This is a genomic window from Actinoplanes sp. NPDC048988, from assembly GCF_043197815.1.
Classification (GTDB): Bacteria; Actinomycetota; Actinomycetes; order Mycobacteriales; family Micromonosporaceae; genus Actinoplanes.
On sequence record NZ_JBICTW010000008.1, the window covers coordinates 260,338 to 281,135 of the forward strand.

Below are 20,798 nucleotides of genomic sequence, written 5' to 3' on the forward strand. Positions count from 1 at the left end.
CCGGCCCGAGACGACCGGTCGAGGAGATCACCCGGGCGGCGGGGGAGGACGGCCCGTCATCTACGGACTCACCGACACGCCGCGGGTGAGCCGGGGCACCGAGCTGGGCGGACTCACTGACATGCCGCGAGTGGGCCGGGGTCCGGAGGCAGGCGGTCTCGCTGGCACGCCGGGGGTGGGCCGGGGTCCGGAGGCGGGCGGTCTCGCTGGCACGCCGGGGGTGGGCCGGGGTGCGAAGGCGGGCGGTCTCGCCGGCACGCCGGGGGTGAGCCGGGATCTGGAGCTGGGCGGTCTCGCTGGCACGCCGGGGGTGGGCCGAGAGGTGGAGACCGGCGGTCTCGCTGGGATGGGACGGGATTCGGAGACGGGCGGAGAGGTCGCCGAATCGGCGCCGGGGCGTGCTGTGGTGTGGCGGCCGCTGGCTGGTGGGTCCGATGCCGGGGGATTCGATGAGGAGAACGGGACCGAGGCGGTGGGGCGGCCGCATCGGAATCGTTTTGCCGGGCTTCCCGTTCGGCGGCCCGGCGCAGAGGTTCAGCCGAAAGGCGGGGCCGATTCGGAAGGGGCGGTGGGGCGGGACGGGCCGGAAGGGCGCGGTGCCCTGGGCGCCGGGGACAGTGGCCGATGGGGTGACACGAACGCGGGTGCGCGAGCTCGATGGGGCGCGCGGCCGCGATGGGCGGCCGAAGGTCAGTCCGCACCGCCGGGTCACCCGATGCGGCGGCTGCCGGAGATGGATCTGCCGCATGTGATGCCGCCCCTGGTGACCCGGGTGAACGCCGGCGACGGCATGGATCCGGCCGACGACGCGCTTCTGCGGCAGACGCAGCGGCTGCTCAGCACCAGTCTGACCTTCGCCGGTGGGCCGCTGGAGGTGGCCGAGCGGCTGCGGGCCGCGTTGATGCAGGCGCATCCGGGACTGATCGCCACCCTGCCGGGTGGGGCGGCCACCCAGGTGGGGCAGCTGGCCAAGGCCGTGACCTGGCTCGTGCACAACCTCGACCGGCCGCCGGTGCTCGTCGAAGGGTGCGGGCGGCTGGGGGCGGCGCTGGCCGCCTGCGGGGTCCGGGCGGGACAGCTCCAGCTCGTCGGCGCGGCGCTGGCCGAGGCCATGCGGGCCGGCATGTCGGCCGGGCAGTGGCGGCTGGACTTCGAGGTGGCCTGGCGGTCGACGTGGCAGCACGCCTATGAATGGATTGTGCACGGTGGAGCTTCGGCGGCCTATGAGCCGCCCGTCTGGGACGCGGTAGTGGTCGAGCATCAGATGCGGCGGCCGGACCTGGCCGTCGTACGGCTGCGACCGTTTTTGCCCATGCCTTTCGAGGCCGGGCAGTATGCGCGGATTCAGGTGCCCGAGTTGCCGGCGATCTGGCGGCCCTATTCGCTCGCGGGGGCGCCGGCCCGCGATGATCTGGTCGAGTTGCATGTGCGGGCCAAGACCGAGTCGGGGGTCAGCGGCACCCTGGTGCACCGCACCCGGGTGGGTGATCAGGTGCGGCTGAGCCGGGCCGAGGGCACGATGACGCTGCCGGCCGATCCGCGGCGGCACCTGCTGATGATCGCCGGGGACACCGGGGTGGCGCCGTTCAAGGCGCTGCTGACGCGGCTGGCCGAGACGGGCGACGCGCGGTCGGCGGTGCTGTTCTGGGGCGTACGGGATCTCTCGCAGCTCTATGACATCGAGGAGCTCACCGAGATCGCGCGGGCCGCGCGCCGGGCCACCGTCGTGCCCGTGGTGGCCGAGGGCGACCCCGGGCCGTACGCGTCGGGCCTGGTCACCGACGCGGTGGCGGGCTACGGCGAATGGTCGGGCCACGAGGTCTTCCTGGCCGGGCCGCCGCTGATGGTGGCCGCCACCTCCGTGGCCCTGCACCAGCTCGGCGTCCCCCAGGTCCAAATTCACTACGATCCACCAGAATGATTGGCTCGACCCTTTCGGGGCTAAGAACTAGCGTCGTAATACGCCCAATCATGGCTTATGTACCCAGTATGTCCCGCATCAGATGGGTAGTCATGGACCTGACGACGGGCCGACCGTAACGGCAATTGGAAGCGAGGACTTGCCGCCGTATCGCTTGCCCTGCACTTGGCCATGCGCCCGGCTCCATTGGACTGCGTCCCGGACGCGGCGTTGCTACGAGTGCCCGGTGGGCTATCCCCAGCCAGGACGCCCCATCCGTCTGGGGGATGCGTGATAGTAAGAATCCAAATAGGATCTGGCGGTGACCATCACTGACGACCTGGATCTAGAAATCTCTGAAAGTTCCGATGATAGGATAATTCGACTTGAAATTAAGGGTTTGCTCGGTCGCTTCGATCACAAGATTGAAATTCCGTCGGAGTGGAATTTTGTAATTCTGCATGGTCCGAACGGCGTTGGAAAGACAACCATCCTGGAAATAGTGAACGCCTGCTTCAATCGTCAATTCGGGCGCCTGGCCAATGCCCCATTTGGGGAATGCTCCTTCTTTTTCAAGAGTGGGAAATTTCTCAATGTGCGATCGCATTCCGCAACGTCTATTTTTGATCGAGGGGATGGTGGTGAACTGGCTGTTGCCACCCGTTGGGTGGAGTTTAGACTGCGTGAGATCGATGGTGAGATTTATGAATGGTCGACGACTCCAGTAGTTTCTCGCCCGTCGCGCGAAACGGTCGAGTATTTAGCAAGATTGGTAGGTGCCACTCTCGCGCCCTCAGGCCGCTGGAGGGATCCGAGTGGTCAGCTTCTTGACGATGACGAACTCTTTGAGGAGCATTCAGATCAGTTGCCGGTCCGAATCCCGCCTGCTGGAGTGATGCCCCCGCCGATGAATAACTTTTTCCGGTCGACAGAGGTTCATCTCATCGAAACTCAACGTCTTCTCGCGAGCCGGAAGCTATTAAAGCGAGGCCCGGGGGTGGTTCGTCGACAACGCGTATCTGGCTCGAGGGCCATGGACTACTCCGAGGATTTAACGCGGCGCATTCGATCGGCCCTTGCTCGAAACTCGACAATTTCTCAACGGCGCGATAGGACTTTCCCCCGCCGTGTTCTGTCACTTGGGGTGCATAGCGATCTGCCCAGTGAGCAACAGATTAGAGCTCGTTACGAAGCGCAACGAGAAACCCGGAACCAGCTTGCAGAGATTTCCGTACTCGATATGTCCGAGGATGTTCCACTTCCTGATCGAAACCTCGATGACTGGGAAAGGATTGTGCTTGCAACGTATCTGGATGACGCTGAAGAGAAGCTAGCGACCTTCGAGCCGCTATTGAGTCGCTTCGCGTACTGCGGAATATTGTTAACTCTCGCTTCCAGTACAAGACACTAACATTCGATCGGAACCGCGGATTCGTTTTCCTGACCGACGAGGACGGATTCGAACTTTCCGCAGATCAGCTCTCGTCCGGGGAGCAGCATGAGCTGGTTTTGATATATGACCTGCTTTTCAATGTTGGCCCCAAGTCCTTGGTGCTCATCGACGAACCGGAGCTCTCGCTGCATGTCGCCTGGCAGCAACGTTTTTTAAGTGATATTACTCAAATATCAGACATCAATGGACTATATTTCGTCGTGGCAACTCACTCTCCTCAGATCGTACACAAGAATTGGTCGAGGATGGTGGCCCTAGGTTCGGTAGACGAGACTGCGGGGACGGACGAGTAGTCGATGATTTCTCTCCTAACTCCTGACGACATCTTCGCTCACATTGTTTTCCTTCGCACGGTGGATACTCGAACGATTCTCATTGTTGAGGGGGAAACGGACTGCGCTGTCCTGGATGCTCATGTGAATCGGGACGACAGTGAGACTCTGCCTGCAGGGTCCAAAACTGCGGCAATAGGGGCTGCCATGATCGCAGCGGACCAGGGGGAGCGTTACGTACTCGCCCTGGTCGATCGCGATTGGGTGGGAACCTTACATGCGGAAGAATCGCGGGATAACGTTTTTTATACGGACTCGTATGACATGGAGTCCACACTGCTTGGGCTCAGTAACGTCCGTACCCGAATTCTTATCGCTTTTGCGAGCCGCGAAAAGTTGCAAGAAACGACCGAGTCGGATCCCAAGCACCCAATCAATGTGGCTCGTAAGACAGGGGCGGCGCTGGCCGGATTTCGGTACTCATCCATTAAGAACTCGTGGGGGATTGGTGTCCGTGATTTCCCCGTGGAGAAAGCTGTCAACCTTGATGGCGGCAATCCAGACCTTAGGCTTCTGTGCAGGATAGCGGCCGCCAAGAGTAAAGTTGAGCTAGATGTAGAACATGCAATTGCCGAGGTGGCTGCGACGTTCGGTTGGCTTGAGTCGCGTGCGGATCTGCACTCGGGGCACGATCTTGTAAGTGCCCTGTCTTACGTGTTAAACAATAGATTCGGAGCGTCAGTAAAATCCGAATCGCTTGCCTCCTCTTTAAGGGCGGCGGCCGCCTGCGAGGATGTACGTGATACTAGATTTTTCGCAGATATGAGTAGGTGGGCGGCGAGAGTGGGTCGAGAGTTATGGACTTGCAGCATGGAGGCGCCTCGGTCTGGCCCTGCAATCCCGCCGCCTAGGCAATCGGTTGATGTGCGGACTTTCTGAGGCGCGCCTCATTGGATAGCTGAATTTCTTTCAGAAGTCTAGGCATCCGTGGCAATCGGATCTCCGTTGGCTTCAGCCGCTGAGCAGGGCAAAAACTGAGGTGGGTGCTGCGATACCGAGTAGCCCGGAACCGACGGCCACCGGACCGTCAGCACCACCGACTCCTGTTCGGCCACCCACGAGTGGTCGACACCGCGACCCCAGACCACGTAGTCGCCCGGCTCGGTCAGCACCACCGTCCGGTCCGGCAGCTCGACGTGGAAACGGCCGCTGATCAGCAGGAGCAGGGCCTCGCGCTCCTCGCCGGTCACCCACTGGGCGCGGCGGTCGCCCTTGACGTGGCGCCCCCACTTGATCTCCACGTCGGTGCTGTGGCGCGGGTCGCCCGGCGGCCGGAAGTAGCCCAGCAGCCAGCCTTTCTCCTCGGGGGCGTCGAGGTCGGCCTTGCCGACGTAGACGCCGTCAGAGGGCATCGGTCAAAACCTTCGCGTACGCGGCCGGTACGAACGTGGGCCCGCCCGGCGTCAGCACGTCCTCGCGGGACGCCTCGGCCCACGCCGAATCGGGCACCGCCGCCCGCAGCGCCACCAGCACCGGCGCGTCGTCGGTCAGCATGGCCAGCGCCACCAGCGACTCCTCGACCTCGCCGACGCACTCGAACGGCTTGTGCGCGTCGATGCCGAGCAGTTCCAGGAAGCCGGGCACCTGCTCGACGTCGGCGAACAGGTCCTTGCCGAAGATGCGGGTCAGCCTGTCCCGCTCCATGGCCGGGGCCATCGCCAGGAAGACGAACCGGCACTTCGGGCAGTCGCCGCACCAGCGGGCCGTCGGGTCGTGCAGCTTGAACGCCTTGTTGCAGCTGGTCACCACGTCGTCGTAGCGGTCGTGCCGCGCGTACAGCTGGGCGATGTGCAGTTCGGAGAGCGAGCGGAGCAGCGAGAAGTACGGCTCGGTCAGGCCGACGTGCGCGGTGACGGCGGCCCGCAGCAGGCCCTCGGCCTCGACGCCCTTCGACCACTGGTGGTTGACCTCGTGACCGTTCCAGATCAGGTTGGGGTCGGAGGCGGACCGCTCGTTCGACATCACCACCGGCCCGAGCCCGTGCCAGACGGCGGTGGCGATGGCGATCAGCGAGTTGATCGCGGTGACCGGGATGTGGCCGTTGAGCGCGCCCGCCTTGTTCAGCTCGAACAGGCGCGGGTCGAGCTGCCGGCGGGCGGCGAGCGCGTCCAGGCCGGAGGCGGCGTTCACCTTCTTGATCACCGGGTTGGGGTTCACCGAGAACGGCACCGGGTCGAGCCCGGCCGCGCGCAGGATCTCCAGGGTGACGATCGAGTCCTTGCCGCCGCCGACCGCGGACAGCGGCCGGTCGCCCGCGTTGTCGATCGGGGCGGCCGTCGTGGCGCCGGACGGCACCTCGACGACGGCTTCGAGGACCCAGGGCAACTGATTGCGGTACGCGTACTCGGCCATCCCCTTGGTGTAGATGGCCGTGAAGAAGGAGGCGGCCTCGGCGGGCAGCGGCTTCGGGGCGACGATCCGGCGCGGGGCGCCGACCTTGAAGTAGCTCACCCCGGCCACGACGTGCAGCAGATCGAGGACGCGGTAGAGCGCGCTCTCGCGGCTCTCGTCGCTGCTCGAGGGGACCGGCAGCGTGATCGTCTCGGTGAACTCCAGCGGCTCCGGGCCGTCGAGCACGTAGTCGAACGTCGCGACGCCGGTCGACGGGTCGAAGGCGTACGAGGGGAAGCGCATGACGTCGAACTGCACCCGGAAACTCCTGTCTTGGGACCGACGGGCAATACTAGTTCGACTCATCGAGGAGGGAACGACGTGCGCCTGTCAGACCTGAAAGGCCGCTCGGTGGCGGTGTGGGGCACCGGCCGGGAAGGACGGGCCGCGGTCACCGCGATCGCCGCCCACGGGCCGTCGCGCCTGATGGCGGTCGATGACAGCGCCAACTTCCTGTCCGTCGAATGGGACGCCTCGCTCGCCGCCCTGGCCCCGCTGGCCGGTGGTGACCACGCGTTCCCGGCCCTGGTCAGTGCCGACGTGGTCGTCCGCTCGCCCGGCGTGCCGAACACGCACCCGTGGATGGCGCAGCTGCGCGAGCGCGGCGTCACGGTTACCGGCGGTAGCGCGCTCTGGATGGCCGATCACGCCTCGCGCACGATCGGTGTCACGGGCAGTAAAGGCAAGAGCACCACCTCGAGCCTGATCAGCCACCTGCTGGCCGCGGTGGGCCGCCCCAACGTCTTCGGCGGCAACATCGGCGTACCCCTGCTGGACCTTCCCGAGGCGGAGCAGTACGTGCTGGAGCTGTCCAGCTACCAGTGCGCCGACCTCACCGACTCGCCGCGCGTGGCCGTGGTGACCTCGCTGTTCCCCGAGCACCTGGACGCGCACGGCGGCGAGCGCGAGTACTACCGCGACAAGCTCAACATCCTGCGGCACGACCCCGACCTGATCGTCGTGAACGGGGCCGACGACCGGCTGCGGGCCGAGATCCGCGGCGTCACCGACGTCAACGGCTTCCCGCCGGTGCCGGCCGCGGCCGACGACTCCCGCTTCCGGATCGAGGACGACACCGTCTTCTGCTCGGACGAGCCGCTGTTCCCGCGCGCTGCCCTGAAGCTGAAAGGCGCCCACAACGGCCGTAACCTCTGCGTGGCGCTCGCCGTGCTCGACGGTCTCGGCATCGACGTCCCCGGTCGGAAGGACGTGCTGGCCGAGGCCGTGGCTGCCTTCGAGGGCCTGCCGCACCGGCTGGCCGAGATCGAGGACCCGTCCGGCGTCACCTTCGTCGACGACACGCTGTCGACCAGCCCGTACGCGACCATGCACGCCATCGACGCCTACACCGGCCGGCCACTGACCGTGCTCGTCGGCGGCAACGACCGTGGCCTCGACTACTCACCGCTGCGCGAGTTCCTGCGCGACAAGCAACTGACGGTGATCGGCATGCCGGACAGCGGCCCGCGCATCCTGGCCGAGCTGGCCGGCCTCGACGGCATCGTGACCCACCAGGCCGACGACCTTCACGCGGCGGTACGGCTGGCCCGCGAGACCACCCCGAGCGGAGGCGCCGTCCTGCTGTCGCCCGGCGCGCCCAGCTACGGCCAGTTCCGCAACTTCGAACACCGCTCCGAGGTCTTCCTCGAGGCGATCCGCGACTCCGCCTGACAGATTCCCCCTCCGCCGGCGCCCGCGAGTGGAGGCCTGGCACCGCCTACGCGTGGCGTGTTCGATGCCGCGCTGCGGAGCAACTTGTGCTCGATCCTCTTGAGCAGCGGCGCGGCGGAACCGATTCGCCGCGAGCTGCGCGGAGTCGCGCTGCGGTCCGGTGTCCGCGCGATGTGCGTGACAGCGTCTTCCGCGACGGAGGCGCCGGCGGTCGTTGGGACCTGATCCGCCACGGCGACGCCGGTGGTGAGGCCGAGCTGCGCGCGTCGGCGGCGGCGGTCCCGGCCTGAGGCGGCGACGTAGCCAAGATCTGAGGACAACGGAACCGAGGCCCGAGGCAGACGGACCCGGTCCCGGGCCGGGTCGAACCGGGGCGGGGGAGACGGGACTGGTCCTGGGGCCGGGCCGAACCGGGGCCTGAAGGAGACGGAGCTGAGGTCTCGGGGAGACGGCACGAAGGCTGACGAAGGCGAACCGAGGGTGGCGTGATCGCCACCCTCGGCTCTTTGTGCCGCTCAGGTTTGTTACGGCGGTAAAAACCGCGTTTCAAGGACGCCAAGATCTAGTACGAACGGGCCACCGGCTCTAGTTCGAACGGGCACACAGCGTCAGTAAAACGCCCGAGGACAAATCGCATCAAAAGCGGACGCGTGATGGCGGTCACGTCGTAAAGAACATTTCCGGATCGATGACTGTCAAGTGGTGGTCGCGTAACACGCGTTCATCGGCGCAGGTCAGGTAACGGTTTGAAAACTTCGCCCACGGTCTTGACACGGAGGGGCCTTCAGTAAGAACTTTTACCGCGACAGTAAACAGTCCTTCCTGAAGGGATGACCAATGGGCGAGCCGGAGATGGACGGCACCGCGTCGACCGCGGTCGTCGACTCCCTGGTTCGTGGCGAGCCGGTCGTCCCGACGGTCGAGAGCGCCGCGAACCAGGTGTCGGTGCTGGTGCGTGTGCGGTCTTTGCTGCCGGAGTTCACGGGGGCCCTGCGGCGCGTCGCCGAGCAGGTGCTGACCGATCCGGCGGCGGCCTCGCGGGCCACCATCGTCGAGCTCGCCGAGCGCAGCGGCACCTCACCCGCGACCGTCACGCGGTTCTGCCGTGCGCTCGGCTTCGACGGCTACGCCGATCTGCGGCTCGGGATCGCGGCCGAGACCGGGCGGGCCCGCTCCGCCGGATGGACCGTCGACATCGGGCGCGAGATCCAGCCCAGCGATCCGCTCGAGCGCGTGCTCGGCCAGATCATGGCGGCCGACACGCAGGCCATGCACGACACCGCCGCGCTGCTCGATCTCGCCGAGGTGGAGCGGGCCGCCGTCGCCATCGCCGCCGCCCCCCGGGTCAACATCTTCGGGGCCAGCGGCAGCGCCCTGGTCGGCGAGGAGATGCAGTTCAGCCTGCACCGCATCGGGGTGCCGGCCTGGGCCTGGACCGACGTGCACAACGGTCTGGCCAGCGCCGCCCTGTCCCGCCCGGGTGACGTCGCGCTCGGCATCTCGCACAGCGGCCAGACCGGCGAGACGATCGAGCTGCTGGCCGAGGCGAGCAGCCGCGGCGCCACCACCATCGCGTTGACCAGCTTCCCGCGCTCGCCGCTGGCCGAGCTGGCCGACATCGTCCTGCTCACCGCCACCCAGGCGACCACCTTCCGGCCGGACGCGCTCAGCGCCCGCCATCCCCAGCTGGTCGTCCTCGACCTGCTGTATGTCGCCGTGGCCCAGCGCACCCACGAACGCTCGCACGCCGCCTTCCAGCGCACCGCCCAGGCCGTACACGGTCACAAGGCAGCCAAGGACGGCAGCCCCACATGATCTCCGCCGGTCACCGGCGGTGCACCAGCGAAAAGACCTGACACATAAAAAACTCCCCTCTGGAGGAAGCGTGAAGCGCAAGATCGCGGTCGCCGCGGCACTCGCTGCGACGCTGCTCGGCGCCGCCGCCTGCGGCTCCAACGAAGATGCACCTACTACTTCCGCATCGGGCAAGGTCGACGGTGCCGGCAAGACCCTCAAGGTCTGGCTGATGGTCGACGCCCAGACGGCGTGGAAAGACGTCGTCGACAACGCGAGCAAGCGCTTCACCGAGGCCACCGGGGCCCAGGTCAACGTCGAGTACCAGCAGTGGGCCAACCACCTCACCAAGCTGGACGCCACGCTGGCCGGCACCGACGTCCCGGACGTGATCGAACTCGGCAACAGCGAGTTCCCCAAGTACGTCTTCAGCGGCGGCTTCGCCGCGATCAACCCGTCCGACTACGAGAACTCGGGCACCTGGCTGGCCGGTCTCAAGGGCGCCTGTGACTTCGAGGGCAAGACCTACTGCGTGCCCTACTACGCCGGCGCGCGCCTGCTGATCTACCGCACCGACCTGTTCAAGGAGGCCGGCGTCACCGCCGCCCCCAAGACGTACGAGGAGTTCCTCTCGGCCGCCGACAAGCTTCAGACCCTGAAGAAGTCGGACCCGAAGTTCGGCGCCGTCTACATGCCGGGCCAGTACTGGTACGCGGCGATGAGCTGGGTCAAGTCGACCGGCGGCGACATCGCCAAGCAGGACGGCGACAAGTGGGTCGGCCAGCTCTCGCAGCCGGCGTCGATCGAGGGCCTGCAGCGCTGGGTCGACATGGTCAAGAAGTACTCGAAGGCCGACCCCACCAAGAACGAGAACGAGCAGGCCGGCATCTTCGCGCAGGGCACCTCGGGCATGTTCTACGGCAACGCGTGGGAGCAGGGCTCGGCCGAGGAGGTCAAGAAGGACCCCAACGACGAGAACTCGCCGCTGGTGCCGACCAAGGTCAAGGGCAAGCTGGCCACCGCGGCCATGCCGGAGGTTCCGTCGTTCCTGGGCGGCTCGAACCTCGGTGTGGCCGAGAAGAGCCAGAACAAGGAGCTGGCGGCCCAGTGGATCAAGGCCTTCACCGACAGCCAGTCGATGGCCGGCCTGATCAAGGCGAACGCGCTGCCGAACTCGACCGCGCTGCTGGACAAGGCGGCGGCCGACAACCCGTCGCTGGCGCCGGCCGCGCAGGCGGCCAAGGACAGCTGGTTCACGCCGAACGCCGAGAAGTGGGCTGACGTCGAGAAGGGCGCGGTGCTGCAGACCATGCTCACCGACATCCTGACCGGCAAGAAGTCGGTGGCCGACGGCGCCAAGTGGGCCGACGACCAGATCAACGCGACGCTCAACGAGAGCTGAGGCCTCGCGGTGCTGCCCGTAGGGGCAGCACCGCCCCTCCCTGAAGGGAACCGCTGATGTCCGTCGTCGAATCACCGGCGACCCGCCCGGCTGCTCCAGCTCCGATTCGGCCGGCGTCGGGAAAAACCCGCAAGTCGGATAAAACCCCTTGGCTGCTGGCGATTCCGGCTCTGGTGCTGCTGGCCGGGCTGCTCGGCTACCCGCTGGTCCGGATGGTGGTCCTCTCCTTCCAGAACATGCGGTTGCGCGAGCTGTTCAGCGGCGCCACGCCGCCGTGGGTGGGCTTCGACAACTACACCAAGGTGCTCACGGACGGCGTGTTCTGGGGCGTCGTGGGCCGTACGGTCGCCTTCACGGTCGTCTCGGTCGTGATCTCGGTGGTCTTCGGCCTGGCCATCGCTCTGCTGATGCGGCGGGTGACGCGGGGGGTACGGCTGTTCATGGTCGTCGCCATGATGTTCGTCTGGGCGCTGCCGCAGCTGGTCGCCGCGCAGATCTTCCGGTGGATGACCGACTCCGACTTCGGCGTCGTGAACTACCTGATCGACAAGATCCCGGGCGTGGACTACGCGAACCACAGCTGGTTCGTGAACCCGTGGCAGGGCTGGTCGGTGATCACCACGCTGGTGATCTGGGCCGGCATCCCGTTCCTGGCCATCACCCTGAACGCCGGCCTCACGCAGGTGCCCAAGGAGCTGCTTGAGGCGGCGACGATGGACGGCGCGACGCCCTGGCAATCCCTGCGCAACATCATCCTGCCGATCTTGAAACCCTTGATCACTATCGTCACGACGCTCTCGGTGATCTGGAACTTCGGGCTCTTCACGCAGGCGTGGGTGCTGCGTGACGGGCACCCGGAGCCGTCGTACCAGACTCTGGCGACGTATTCGTACACGCAAGCCTTCGGGCAGTCCCGGTACAGCCTGGGCTCGGCCATCGCGGTGATCACCGTGATTCTGATGCTCGGCGTGATGGTCTTCTACATCCGCCAGATGTTCAAGATCGGTGAGGTGGAGTGATGGTCGCCGTCGCACCCGTGGTGAAGAGAAGACGCGCGAAGAGCGCCGACGACGGCGTGCTCACCGTCGGCCGCAGCCGGGCCGGCACGATCGCCGCCAACACCGCCGGCATCCTGTTCTCGATCTTCATGCTGTTCCCGGTCTACTGGGTGCTCAACACCGCGTTCAAGCCGGCCAACGAGGTTCTGTCGCTGGAGCCGACGCTCCTGCCGAAGAGCCCGACCTTCGACAACTTCCGGTCCGCGTTCAACGCGCCGCTGTTCCTCGAGAACATGCTCAACGGCGTGATCATCACGCTGCTGGCGGTGGCCGGAGCGCTGGTCGTGGGCTTCCTGGCCGCGCTGTCGATCGCCCGGTTCAAGTTCTACGGCCGCAAGTCGATCATCCTGGTCATCCTCGTGGTGCAGCTGATCCCGTTCATCTCGTTGCTCATCCCGCTGTTCCTGATGCTCCAGCAGGCCAAGTTGACCAACAGCCTGATCGGTGTGAGCATCACCTACCTTGTGCTGATCCTGCCGTACACCGTGTGGACACTCCGCGGCTTCATCTCGGGCATCCCGCGGGAGCTCGACGAGGCCGCGCTGATCGACGGCTGTACCCGGGCCCAGGTCTTCTGGCGCATCATCCTCCCGCTGACCGGACCCGGCCTGGTGGCCACCAGCGTCTACGGATTCATCCAGGCCTGGAACGAATTCATCATCATCAACACGCTCAACAGCCCGGACAAGCAGAACCTGATGGCCTGGCTGCTGCAGAACCAGACGACCCGCGGTACCGCCTGGGGCCCCCTCATGGCCGGTGCGATCATCACCTCGATCCCGGTGGTGATCTTCTTCCTGATCATCCAGCGCAATATCGCCACCGGTCTCACGGCCGGCGCGGTCAAGGGCTGATCACAAACACAACCTGAGGAGATGTTGTGACCGATATTTTCGCCAAGCCCGAGCTGGACCGCCGTACGCTGCTGCGTCGCGCCGCCGCCGTCGGCCTGCTCGCGACCCCCGCCGTCGGCCTGCTCAGCGCCTGTGTCGGCGGTGGCTCGGACGACAGCGACTCCGAGCAGGCCACCGGCACCAAGTCGGCTGACAACCCGCTCGGCATCGACACCAAGGCCGGCGTGGAGATCGTGATCTTCAACGGCGGTCTCGGTACGGCGTACGCCACCGACGTGGACACCCCGCTGTTCAACAAGAAGTGGCCGGACGCCAAGATCACCTACTCGGCGACCGAGCAGATCTCGACAGTCATCCAGCCCCGGATCAACGCTGGCAACCCGCCGGACATGATCAACAACTCGGGCTCGAACCTGATGGACTTCGGCGCCATCGTCAAGGCCGGCCAGGCCGCCGACCTGACCGACCTGTTCGCGGCGCCGTCGCTGGACGTGCCGGGCAAGACCGTGGGCGAGACCCTGGTGCCGGGCGCGATCGAGCAGGGCAGCTACGACGGCAAGCCGTTCGCGGTGAACTACTCGTACACCGTCTTCGGCCTCTGGTACAACAAGAAGCTGTTCGAGAAGAACAACTGGACCATCCCCACCACCTGGACCGACTTCACGGCGCTGCTCGACAAGATCAAGGCGGCCGGCATCACGCCGTTCGGCTACGCGGGCGCCAACGCGTCGTACTACATGGTCCGGGCGCTGCTCACCAGCGCCGCCAAGATCGGCACCGAGCAGGTCCTCAAGGACATCGACAACCTCAAGGAAGGCGCCTGGCAGAACGACGCCATCAAGAAGGCCGCCCAGGCCTGGGGCGAGATCGGCAACAAGTACATCAACAAGACCTTCCTCGGCCTCAAGCACACCGAGGTCCAGCTCCAGCAGGACCAGGACAAGGTCGCGTTCTACCCCTGCGGCTCGTGGCTCGAGAACGAGCAGGCCAAGGACACCCCGCCCGGTTTCGAGTACGCCATCGCGGCGTACCCGAGCGTGACCACCTCGGACAAGCTTCCGGCGACGGCGATCAACGCCGCGGCCGGCGAGATCTACTTCGCGGCGGCCAAGGGCAAGAACCCGCAGGGTGGCAAGGAGTACCTGCGGACGATGCTCTCCAAGGAGGCGGCGCTGGGCTTCACTAAGCTCACGAAGTCGCTTACGGTGGTGGCGGGCGCCTCCGACGGTGTCACCATCTCGCCCGGTCTGACCAGCGCCAACGACGCGGTCACCAAGGCCGGCAAGGACATCTTCATGGGCTACCTGTTCGACACCTGGTACAAGAAGCTCGACGACGAGTCCCGCGGCGCCGTCAACGACCTCATGTTCAAGGGCGGCGACGCGCAGAAGTTCTGCGACCGGATGGAGAAGGCGTCCCAGGCCGTGGCCAAGGACTCCTCCATCACCAAGTTCACCCGTAGCTGATCTTCGGTAACAAAAAGTAGGTAGGGCGCCATGCGACGCGGCAAGTACCCATTCATCATCGGCTTCCTTATCGTGCCGGTGGCGCTCTACTGCACCTTTGTGGTGGCGGCGTACATCCAGACCTTCCAGTTGTCGTTGAGCAACTGGTCGGGGCTCGGCCCGATCGAGTACGTCGGCTTCGACAACTTCACGAAGCTGTGGCACGACGAGCTGTTCTGGAAGTCGATCCGGCACAACCTCTTCCTGCTCATCCTGCTGCCGATCGTCACGATCATCCTGGCCCTGGTCTTCGCCTTCCTGCTCAACGTGGGCGGCGGCCACAAGGGCGGCGCCACCCGTGGCGTCTGGGGCTCCAAGGTCTACCGGGTCATCTTCTTCTTCCCGCAGCTGCTGGCCCTGGCCATCGTCGCGGTGATCTTCGGCCGGGTCTTCGGGCCGGACAAGAGCGGCATGCTCAACGGCCTGTTCCCGGACGACTGGAAACCCTGGCTGTTCCTGGCCGACGAGCGGTACGCGATGCTCTGCATCCTGATCGTGCTGATCTGGCAGGCGGTCGGCTTCTACGTCGTGCTCTTCTCGGCCGGCATGGGCTCGATCCCGGCCGAGATCTACGAGGCGGCCGCGCTCGACGGCGCCACCCGCATCACCCTGTTCTTCCGGATCACGATCCCGCTGCTGTGGAACACCGTGCAGGTCGCCTGGGTCTACCTGGGCATCGCCGCGTTCGACGCCTTCGCCCTGGTCAACATCATGACCGTGGACCGCGGCGGCCCGAACGGCGCCTCGTCGGTGCTCAGCCTGATGATCTACCGCAACGCCTTCGAATTCTCGCAGGCCGGCTACGCCTCCGCGCTGGGCGTGGTCCTGTTCTTCCTGACCCTGACCTTCGCCGCGCTGACCCTGAGGGTCACCCGCCGCGATTCCGTCGAAGCCTGAGGCGGACGAGATGACGAACCTGACCAGTACCCCCGGCACCGACGCCGCGCCGGCCCCCGTCTCGCCGACGCCCAAGAGCGCCGGCCGCAAGCCCGACAAGAAGCGCGACGTCAGCGCGTTCACCGGCCTGGCCCACATCGCCCTGTTCGCCTGGGCGCTGGTGACCGCCGGCCCGCTGATCTGGGTGCTGCTGGCCTCCTTCAAGAGCAACACCGAGATCTTCCTGGGCAAGCCGTTCGCGCTGCCCGACCACTTCTCGTTCCAGACGTACTTCGACGCCTGGGGCGAGGCGCACATCGGGCGCTACTTCCTCAACAGCGTCATCGTCGTGATCATCAGTACGGCCGGCACGATGCTGTTCGGTTCGATGGCCGCGTACGTGCTGGCCCGGTACCGCTTCTGGGGCAACCGGTTCATCTACTACCTGTTCGTCTCGGGCCTGGCGTTCCCGACCTTCATGGCGCTGGCGCCGCTGTTCTACATCCTCAAGAGCATGGGGCTGCTGGGCTCGTACACCGGTCTGGTCCTGGTCTACATCGCCTACTCGCTGCCGTTCACCGTCTTCTTCCTCGCGGCGTTCTTCAAGACCCTGCCGTACGAGATCGAGGAGGCGGCCACTGTCGACGGCGCCTCGCACACCCGCAAGTTCTTCCAGATCATGATGCCGATGGCCAAGTCCGGCCTGGTCAGCATCACGATCTTCAACATCGTCGGCCAGTGGAACCAGTACCTGCTACCGGTCGTGATCATGACCGGTCCCGGCGCCGAGTCGAAGTACCTGCTCACTCAGGGCATCGCGAACATCAGCACCTCGGCCGGCTATCACGCGGAGTGGTCGACGCTGTTCGCCGCGCTCGTCCTCTCCATCCTGCCCATGATCATCGTCTACGCGATCTTCCAGCGGCAGATCCAGGCCGGCCTCACCGCCGGCGCGGTCAAATAGAACGCCAGATTCCCGGGGGTACGCCGTACGCGCGCCGAAACGCCGCCGCGAACGCGAACTCCGAGGAGTAGCCGACCCGGGCCGCCACCGCGGCCACAGTGAGCCGCTCGTCTCGCAGCAGGAGCCGCGCCTTGTGCAGGCGCAGCGCCCGCAGATAGTGGACGGGCGGCTCACCCACGGCGGCCGAGAACCGGGCCGCGAACGCCGTCCGGGACAGCCGCGCCGTGGCCGCCAGCGACGCGAGCGTCCACGGGCGGGCCGGCTGGCTGTGCATCGCGCCGAGCGCCGCCGCCAGATGCGGGTCGCGCAGCCCGGCCAGCCACCCCGGACGCTCGGTGACCTCGCCGTGCCGGCGGATGGCCCGCGCGATCATCGCGTCGGACAGCCGGGCCATGACGACGTCACTGCCCGGCCCGGCGTCGAACGCCTCCTGCCGCAGCGCCTCGACGTAGGGCGTCAGCCACCGTCTCTCGGACGCCGGAACCAGGATCACCCGCGGCAGCCCGCTCAGCGCCGGATGGCCGGGCTCGCCCGCGACGAAGGCCCCGCAGACGATCGTGGTGCGAGGCCCGTCCGTGCCGTGGCGCAGCCGCACCCCCTGCGCCCGCGCCGCGAGCTCGAAGCCGGAGGTGGCGGGTGCGGACCCGTACCTCAATTCGTGATCGTCGCCCTGGGGCAGGATGACCGTGTCGCCCGCGCTCAACGCGACGACCTCGCCGGCCAGCGCCAGCTCGCAGGCGCCGCCGGTGATCAGGTGGACGCCGCGCAGCCCCGGCCGGTCGAAGACGAGCCGGAACGGGCCGCTCATCTCCAGCCAGCGGTAGGCGGCGGTGGTGAAGCGGACCTCGCGCAGGATCGCGCCCAGGACGTCCGATGGGGTCTGCGGGACGGGCACACATGGATTGTCGCCCCGGCCCTTCCTAGCGTCGAGGCATGACGAAGATACTGGTGACGGGCTCGACGGGAATCGGCGGCGCGGTGGCCGCGCGGCTGGGGGAGCGGGCCCTGACGGTCGGCCGCCACGGGCGGATCCGGGCCGACCTCTCCTCACTCGAGCAGACGTCACAGGCCGCCGAGGAGATCGCCGCGAGCCATGACCGGCTCGACGCGATCGTCTGCTGCGCCGGCGTGTTCACGATGCGCGCGGCTCTGACCGGGGAGGGGCTGGAACGGGCGTACGTGCTCAATTATCTTTCCCGCTTTCTGCTGATCGGCCGGCTGCTTCCGCTGCTGCCGCCGGACGGGCGCGTGGTCCTGGTGGCCAGTGCGGGCCGCTATCGGGACACGAGCGCGAACCGCACGTGGGGGATGGGGGTCGCCGGTCGCACCCAGTTCGCCAACGACCTGTACGCGGTGGAGCTGGCGGCCCGGCACCCCTCGCTCTCGGTGGCCTGCGTCTACCCGGGCCTGGTGGCGACGCGGGTGTTCCGGGACGCGACCGGTGTTCCGGCCGCGCTGCGGTGGGTGATGGACGCACTCCAGCAGCGGATCGGCGCGTCACCGGAATCGGCCGCGCGAAGACCCGTACGACTGGCAATCGGTCCTCGGTTCGCCTCCGGCTTCTATGGGCCGTCGGCGAAGCCGCTGACCGTGCCCGCGCGGGTCCGCGACGGGCGGCGGACCGAGCTGTGGACCGAGAGCGAGGAGCTGACCACGCGCGTAAGGTCGCAGGGGTGAAAGATCTGCTCAACGGGATCGATGTCGTCGACGACGTGGACGTGCTGGAAAGCCTCGCCCACGACGACGCCGAGTGGGCGCCCTACGGCAAGCCGGTCGCGGCCGTCCGCCCCCGAACCACCGATGAGGTACGCCGGGTGGTGGCGGCCTGCGCGGAGCGCGGCATTCCGATCGTCGCGCGCGGGGCCGGCACCGGACTCTCCGGCGGCGCCAACGCGGTCGACGGCGCCATGGTCGTCGACCTGTCGAAGATGAACCGGATCGTCGAGATCGACGCCGAGAACATGACGGCGACCGTGCAGCCGGGCGTCGTCAACGACGACCTGAAGAAGGCGGTCGCGGCGCACGGCCTCTGGTACCCGCCCGACCCGGCCAGCGCGCCCTGGTCCACCATCGGCGGCAACGTCGCCACCAACGCGGGTGGCCTCTGCTGCCTGAAATACGGGGTCACCCGCGACTACGTGCTCGGCCTGGAAGCGGTGGTGGGCGGCCCGGCGGGGGACTACGGCACTGTCGTCCGCCTCGGTCATCGCACCACGAAGGGCGTCAGCGGTTACGACCTGGCCGCCCTGTTCACCGGCTCCGAGGGCACCTTCGGCATCATCACCGAGATCACGCTGCGGCTGCGCCCGGCCCGCCGCGAGGCGCCCCGCACGGTCGTCGGCGCCTTCGACAGCGTGGTCGCCGCGGGTTCGGCGGTGGCCGCCCTGACCCGGTCCGGCCTGCTGCCGGCCGCGCTCGAACTGCTGGACCGGACCTGCCTGCGCGCGGTGGAGGAGTGGAAGCACCTGGGCCTGTCGGCCGACGCCGCCGCCCTGCTCCTGGCTCAACTCGACAGCCCGGGCGCGGCCGGCGACGAGGAGGCCGCGGCGGTGGCCGCCGTCTTCCAGGAGGCCGGCGCGATGTGGGCCGAGCAGTCCACCGACGAGTTCGAGGCCGAGGCCCTGTTCGCGGCCCGGCGCCTGGCCTACCCCGCGCTGGAGCGCCTGAGCCCGGTGCTGACCGAGGACGTGTGCGTACCCCGCTCGAAGGTCCCGGCCATGCTGGCCGCCATCGAGGAGATCGCCACCCGCCACGGGGCCACGATCGCCACCATCGCCCACGCCGGGGACGGCAACCTGCACCCTTTGATCCTCGCCCCCGCCGGCGACGACGAGGCCCGCCGCGCCGCTCAGGCCGCTTTCGAAGACATGCTGACAGCCGCCATAGCCATGGGCGGCACAGTGACCGGCGAACACGGCGTGGGCCTGCTGAAGCGCGACGGCATGAAGCAGGAACTCGCCCCGGAAGTCCTGGCCATGCAGGTGGCCATCAAGCAGACCCTCGATCCACTGAACATCTTCAACCCGGGCAAGGTCGTCGGCTGACCTGGCCGTACTTCGGTCGGGGGACGTCGGGCAGCAAGACCCCGGAGGGGCGGGCACCGCGGAGACCGGCGCGACGCGCCGGTCCGAACAGGATCTTTGGCCCGCGTGCGACTTGCGCCGTTGAGCAACCTTCGAAGGTGTGCTCTCTTCGCGATTGAGTCCCGCTGGCGCTACCACTAGCCTGGTCGGGTCCCTCGGCCGACCTGGTCCGCCGAGGGGCCGCCGAGACCCGCATGCTCGGCAACCGCGCTGGCGATTCTCCACCCGCCACGCTTGTCGACCCGGTGACCGGCGAAAGAGGCTTCAGATGATCGAGCGCGACTCACGCTGCTCTTTCGCGCTGCGTGGTGTAGTCGTTACGCTAGGGCGGTCCAGGCGTCGTCAGGAAGCCGGGGGTCTATAGTGCCGAATTTCTTTTTGAGTTCGGCCGCCGGCGACGACGATCCGTATGTTCGGCAGTTCTTCGACGATCTCCGCGGCCAGGTCTCGGCCCTGAGCTCCGACCACGGCGCTGATCTTTCCTTCCTCGGTACGGTCGGCAACCGGGACACCGCCCTTCCGGCCGACATGCTCTTACGCCTGGCCTCGTGCGATGTCTTCGTCGCGCTGACGTCGCCGCGGTATTTCCGCAACGCGACCTGCGGGCGGCAGTGGGAGATCTTCACGAGCCGGTTCAAGGCGGGCGACGACCGGGCGGCGGTCATCCCGGTCGCCTGGTCGGCCGACGCGGCGATGCCGGAATTCCTGGATGTCCCGCTGGTCGTGCCGGAGGGCACCTCGCGAGGACTGCGACAGCTGGTTCGCCTGCGTGGCCTCAGATCCGAGTACGAGTCGTTCCTCGGCCAGCTCGCGCGCCGGGTCGTCGCCGCCGGTGAGGCCGCCCCGGCCCCGGCGAGCGAACCGGTCACGGATTTCGCGAGGGTGCCCAACATCTTCTCGGCGTCCATCGTGGACCTCCGGGTGCACATCATCATCGCGGCCGCGTCCCGCCAGGAGATGGACGAGGTCCGCGACGACCTCTCCTATTACGGCGCCGAGGCCGGGGACTGGGCGCCCTACCGGCCGGACGTGCCGGGATCGCTGGCCAGCCGGGCCCGCCTGCTGGCGGCCGATCAAGCGCTGCGAGGTGAGGTGGCGGCGCTCGACGACGTCGTCGACCGTATCGAACGTGCCCGCGCCGCCCACGAGATCGTGGTCATCCTCTGTGACTGGTGGATCACCCAGCTCGACGCCTACCGGCACATCCTCGCCGAGATCGATCGCCGTGGACTCGGTGACACTGTCGTGCTGGTTCCGGCCAGCCGGGCCGACCGGGAGTCGATGGACAACCTCGCCGAGCTCCGCTTCGGGTTACGCCGGACGTTCCAGGAGAGTTGGCGGCAGGCGCAGGGCCGCCTGCACAGCGATCTCAGCACGGCCGAGGCGTTCGACGCCGACCTGGCCGGCGTCCTCGAGGAAGCCCGCAACCGTCTGTTCCGCAGTGGGGCCGAGCCCGGTGAGAACAGCGGGCCGGTGGTCGAACGGCCCATCCTCCGTGGTCCGTGATGGCGCAGG

The 20,798-nt window shown here is 67.2% G+C and carries 17 protein-coding genes; 14 read left to right on the forward strand and 3 right to left on the reverse strand.

Translation table 11 applies throughout. The features are described from left to right. Positions 1-715: 715 nt before the first annotated feature. From ACGFJ7_RS25835 to ACGFJ7_RS25845, 3 genes are all read left to right on the forward strand, one after another. Positions 716-1,921 carry a globin gene (locus tag ACGFJ7_RS25835; RefSeq protein WP_392644198.1) on the forward strand — a complete coding sequence of 402 codons (1,206 nt, stop codon included), beginning with the start codon at positions 716-718 and terminating at the stop codon, positions 1,919-1,921. A 301-nt stretch (positions 1,922-2,222) separates the two neighbouring features. Then, on the forward strand, positions 2,223-3,311 hold the full coding sequence (locus ACGFJ7_RS25840; RefSeq protein WP_392644200.1) for an AAA family ATPase: 1,089 nt from the start codon (positions 2,223-2,225) through the stop codon (positions 3,309-3,311). A 29-nt stretch (positions 3,312-3,340) separates the two neighbouring features. After that, entirely contained in the window at positions 3,341-3,646 is a 306-nt protein-coding gene (locus ACGFJ7_RS25845) for an AAA family ATPase (protein ID WP_392644278.1), read from the forward strand. A gap of 956 nt (positions 3,647-4,602) precedes the next feature. On the opposite strand, the gene ACGFJ7_RS25850 is transcribed toward ACGFJ7_RS25845, so the two are convergent. Together ACGFJ7_RS25850 and ACGFJ7_RS25855 are read right to left on the reverse strand one after the other, a co-directional pair. Continuing rightward, positions 4,603-5,037, reverse strand: a complete 435-nt coding sequence (locus ACGFJ7_RS25850; RefSeq protein ID WP_392644202.1) for a signal peptidase I — start codon at positions 5,035-5,037, stop codon at positions 4,603-4,605. Next, positions 5,027-6,382: a hypothetical protein gene (locus tag ACGFJ7_RS25855; RefSeq protein ID WP_392644204.1), complete on the reverse strand. Its 1,356-nt coding sequence runs from the start codon at positions 6,380-6,382 to the stop codon at positions 5,027-5,029. The genes ACGFJ7_RS25850 and ACGFJ7_RS25855 overlap by 11 nt, the downstream gene beginning before the upstream one ends. A 15-nt stretch (positions 6,383-6,397) precedes the next feature. Between ACGFJ7_RS25855 and murD the strand changes: the two genes are divergently transcribed. The 8 genes from murD (at position 6,398) to ACGFJ7_RS25895 (ending at position 16,200) form a co-directional block, all read left to right on the forward strand. Continuing rightward, positions 6,398-7,747, forward strand: coding sequence for a UDP-N-acetylmuramoyl-L-alanine--D-glutamate ligase (gene murD, locus ACGFJ7_RS25860; RefSeq protein WP_360259633.1), 1,350 nt, complete (start codon positions 6,398-6,400; stop codon positions 7,745-7,747). Positions 7,748-8,584: 837 nt separating this feature from the next. Then, complete coding sequence (locus ACGFJ7_RS25865; RefSeq protein ID WP_360259636.1) at positions 8,585-9,562, forward strand: MurR/RpiR family transcriptional regulator; 978 nt, start codon at positions 8,585-8,587, stop codon at positions 9,560-9,562. A gap of 70 nt (positions 9,563-9,632) precedes the next feature. Next, positions 9,633-10,943 carry an extracellular solute-binding protein gene (locus ACGFJ7_RS25870; protein ID WP_360259638.1) on the forward strand — a complete coding sequence of 437 codons (1,311 nt, stop codon included), beginning with the start codon at positions 9,633-9,635 and terminating at the stop codon, positions 10,941-10,943. Positions 10,944-10,999: 56 nt separating this feature from the next. Beyond that, positions 11,000-11,962, forward strand: a complete 963-nt coding sequence (locus ACGFJ7_RS25875; protein WP_360259641.1) for a sugar ABC transporter permease — start codon at positions 11,000-11,002, stop codon at positions 11,960-11,962. Beyond that, entirely contained in the window at positions 11,962-12,855 is an 894-nt protein-coding gene (locus tag ACGFJ7_RS25880) for a carbohydrate ABC transporter permease (protein WP_360259643.1), read from the forward strand. Before ACGFJ7_RS25875 ends, ACGFJ7_RS25880 begins: the two co-directional genes overlap by 1 nt. 26 nt (positions 12,856-12,881) lie before the next feature. Continuing rightward, positions 12,882-14,321 carry an N-acetylglucosamine/diacetylchitobiose ABC transporter substrate-binding protein gene (gene ngcE, locus ACGFJ7_RS25885; protein ID WP_360259645.1) on the forward strand — a complete coding sequence of 480 codons (1,440 nt, stop codon included), beginning with the start codon at positions 12,882-12,884 and terminating at the stop codon, positions 14,319-14,321. Between the two features lie 30 nt (positions 14,322-14,351). Further along, positions 14,352-15,257: a sugar ABC transporter permease gene (locus tag ACGFJ7_RS25890; RefSeq protein ID WP_360259648.1), complete on the forward strand. Its 906-nt coding sequence runs from the start codon at positions 14,352-14,354 to the stop codon at positions 15,255-15,257. Between the two features lie 10 nt (positions 15,258-15,267). Then, positions 15,268-16,200, forward strand: coding sequence for a carbohydrate ABC transporter permease (locus ACGFJ7_RS25895; RefSeq protein ID WP_360259650.1), 933 nt, complete (start codon positions 15,268-15,270; stop codon positions 16,198-16,200). Here the strand turns inward: ACGFJ7_RS25895 and ACGFJ7_RS25900 are convergent. Then, positions 16,193-17,095, reverse strand: a complete 903-nt coding sequence (locus tag ACGFJ7_RS25900; protein ID WP_392644207.1) for a cupin domain-containing protein — start codon at positions 17,093-17,095, stop codon at positions 16,193-16,195. The two genes, ACGFJ7_RS25895 and ACGFJ7_RS25900, sit on opposite strands and share 8 nt — an antisense overlap. A 38-nt stretch (positions 17,096-17,133) precedes the next feature. Here ACGFJ7_RS25900 and ACGFJ7_RS25905 point away from each other — a divergent pair, with 38 nt between their 5' ends. From ACGFJ7_RS25905 to fsxC, 3 genes are all read left to right on the forward strand, one after another. Further along, entirely contained in the window at positions 17,134-17,877 is a 744-nt protein-coding gene (locus ACGFJ7_RS25905) for an SDR family NAD(P)-dependent oxidoreductase (protein WP_392644209.1), read from the forward strand. Further along, a complete protein-coding gene (locus ACGFJ7_RS25910) occupies positions 17,874-19,244 on the forward strand; it encodes an FAD-binding oxidoreductase (RefSeq protein WP_392644210.1) in 1,371 nt (456 codons plus the stop codon). The genes ACGFJ7_RS25905 and ACGFJ7_RS25910 overlap by 4 nt, the downstream gene beginning before the upstream one ends. A 402-nt stretch (positions 19,245-19,646) precedes the next feature. Beyond that, on the forward strand, positions 19,647-20,789 hold the full coding sequence (gene fsxC / locus ACGFJ7_RS25915) for an FxsC protein (RefSeq protein ID WP_392644212.1): 1,143 nt from the start codon (positions 19,647-19,649) through the stop codon (positions 20,787-20,789). Positions 20,790-20,798 lie beyond the last annotated feature (9 nt).

Bases quoted from the DNA above. Each gene is read 5' to 3' on its own strand.
- ACGFJ7_RS25835 (WP_392644198.1), top strand. From the start codon at position 716: ATGCGGCGGCTGCCGGAGATGGATCTGCCGCATGTGATGCCGCCCCTG.
- ACGFJ7_RS25850 (WP_392644202.1), bottom strand. From the start codon at position 5,037: ATGCCCTCTGACGGCGTCTACGTCGGCAAGGCCGACCTCGACGCCCCC.
- ACGFJ7_RS25855 (WP_392644204.1), bottom strand. From the start codon at position 6,382: ATGAGTCGAACTAGTATTGCCCGTCGGTCCCAAGACAGGAGTTTCCGG.
- ACGFJ7_RS25865 (WP_360259636.1), top strand. From the start codon at position 8,585: ATGGGCGAGCCGGAGATGGACGGCACCGCGTCGACCGCGGTCGTCGAC.
- ACGFJ7_RS25875 (WP_360259641.1), top strand. From the start codon at position 11,000: ATGTCCGTCGTCGAATCACCGGCGACCCGCCCGGCTGCTCCAGCTCCG.
- ACGFJ7_RS25880 (WP_360259643.1), top strand. From the start codon at position 11,962: ATGGTCGCCGTCGCACCCGTGGTGAAGAGAAGACGCGCGAAGAGCGCC.
- ACGFJ7_RS25890 (WP_360259648.1), top strand. From the start codon at position 14,352: ATGCGACGCGGCAAGTACCCATTCATCATCGGCTTCCTTATCGTGCCG.
- ACGFJ7_RS25895 (WP_360259650.1), top strand. From the start codon at position 15,268: ATGACGAACCTGACCAGTACCCCCGGCACCGACGCCGCGCCGGCCCCC.
- ACGFJ7_RS25905 (WP_392644209.1), top strand. From the start codon at position 17,134: ATGACGAAGATACTGGTGACGGGCTCGACGGGAATCGGCGGCGCGGTG.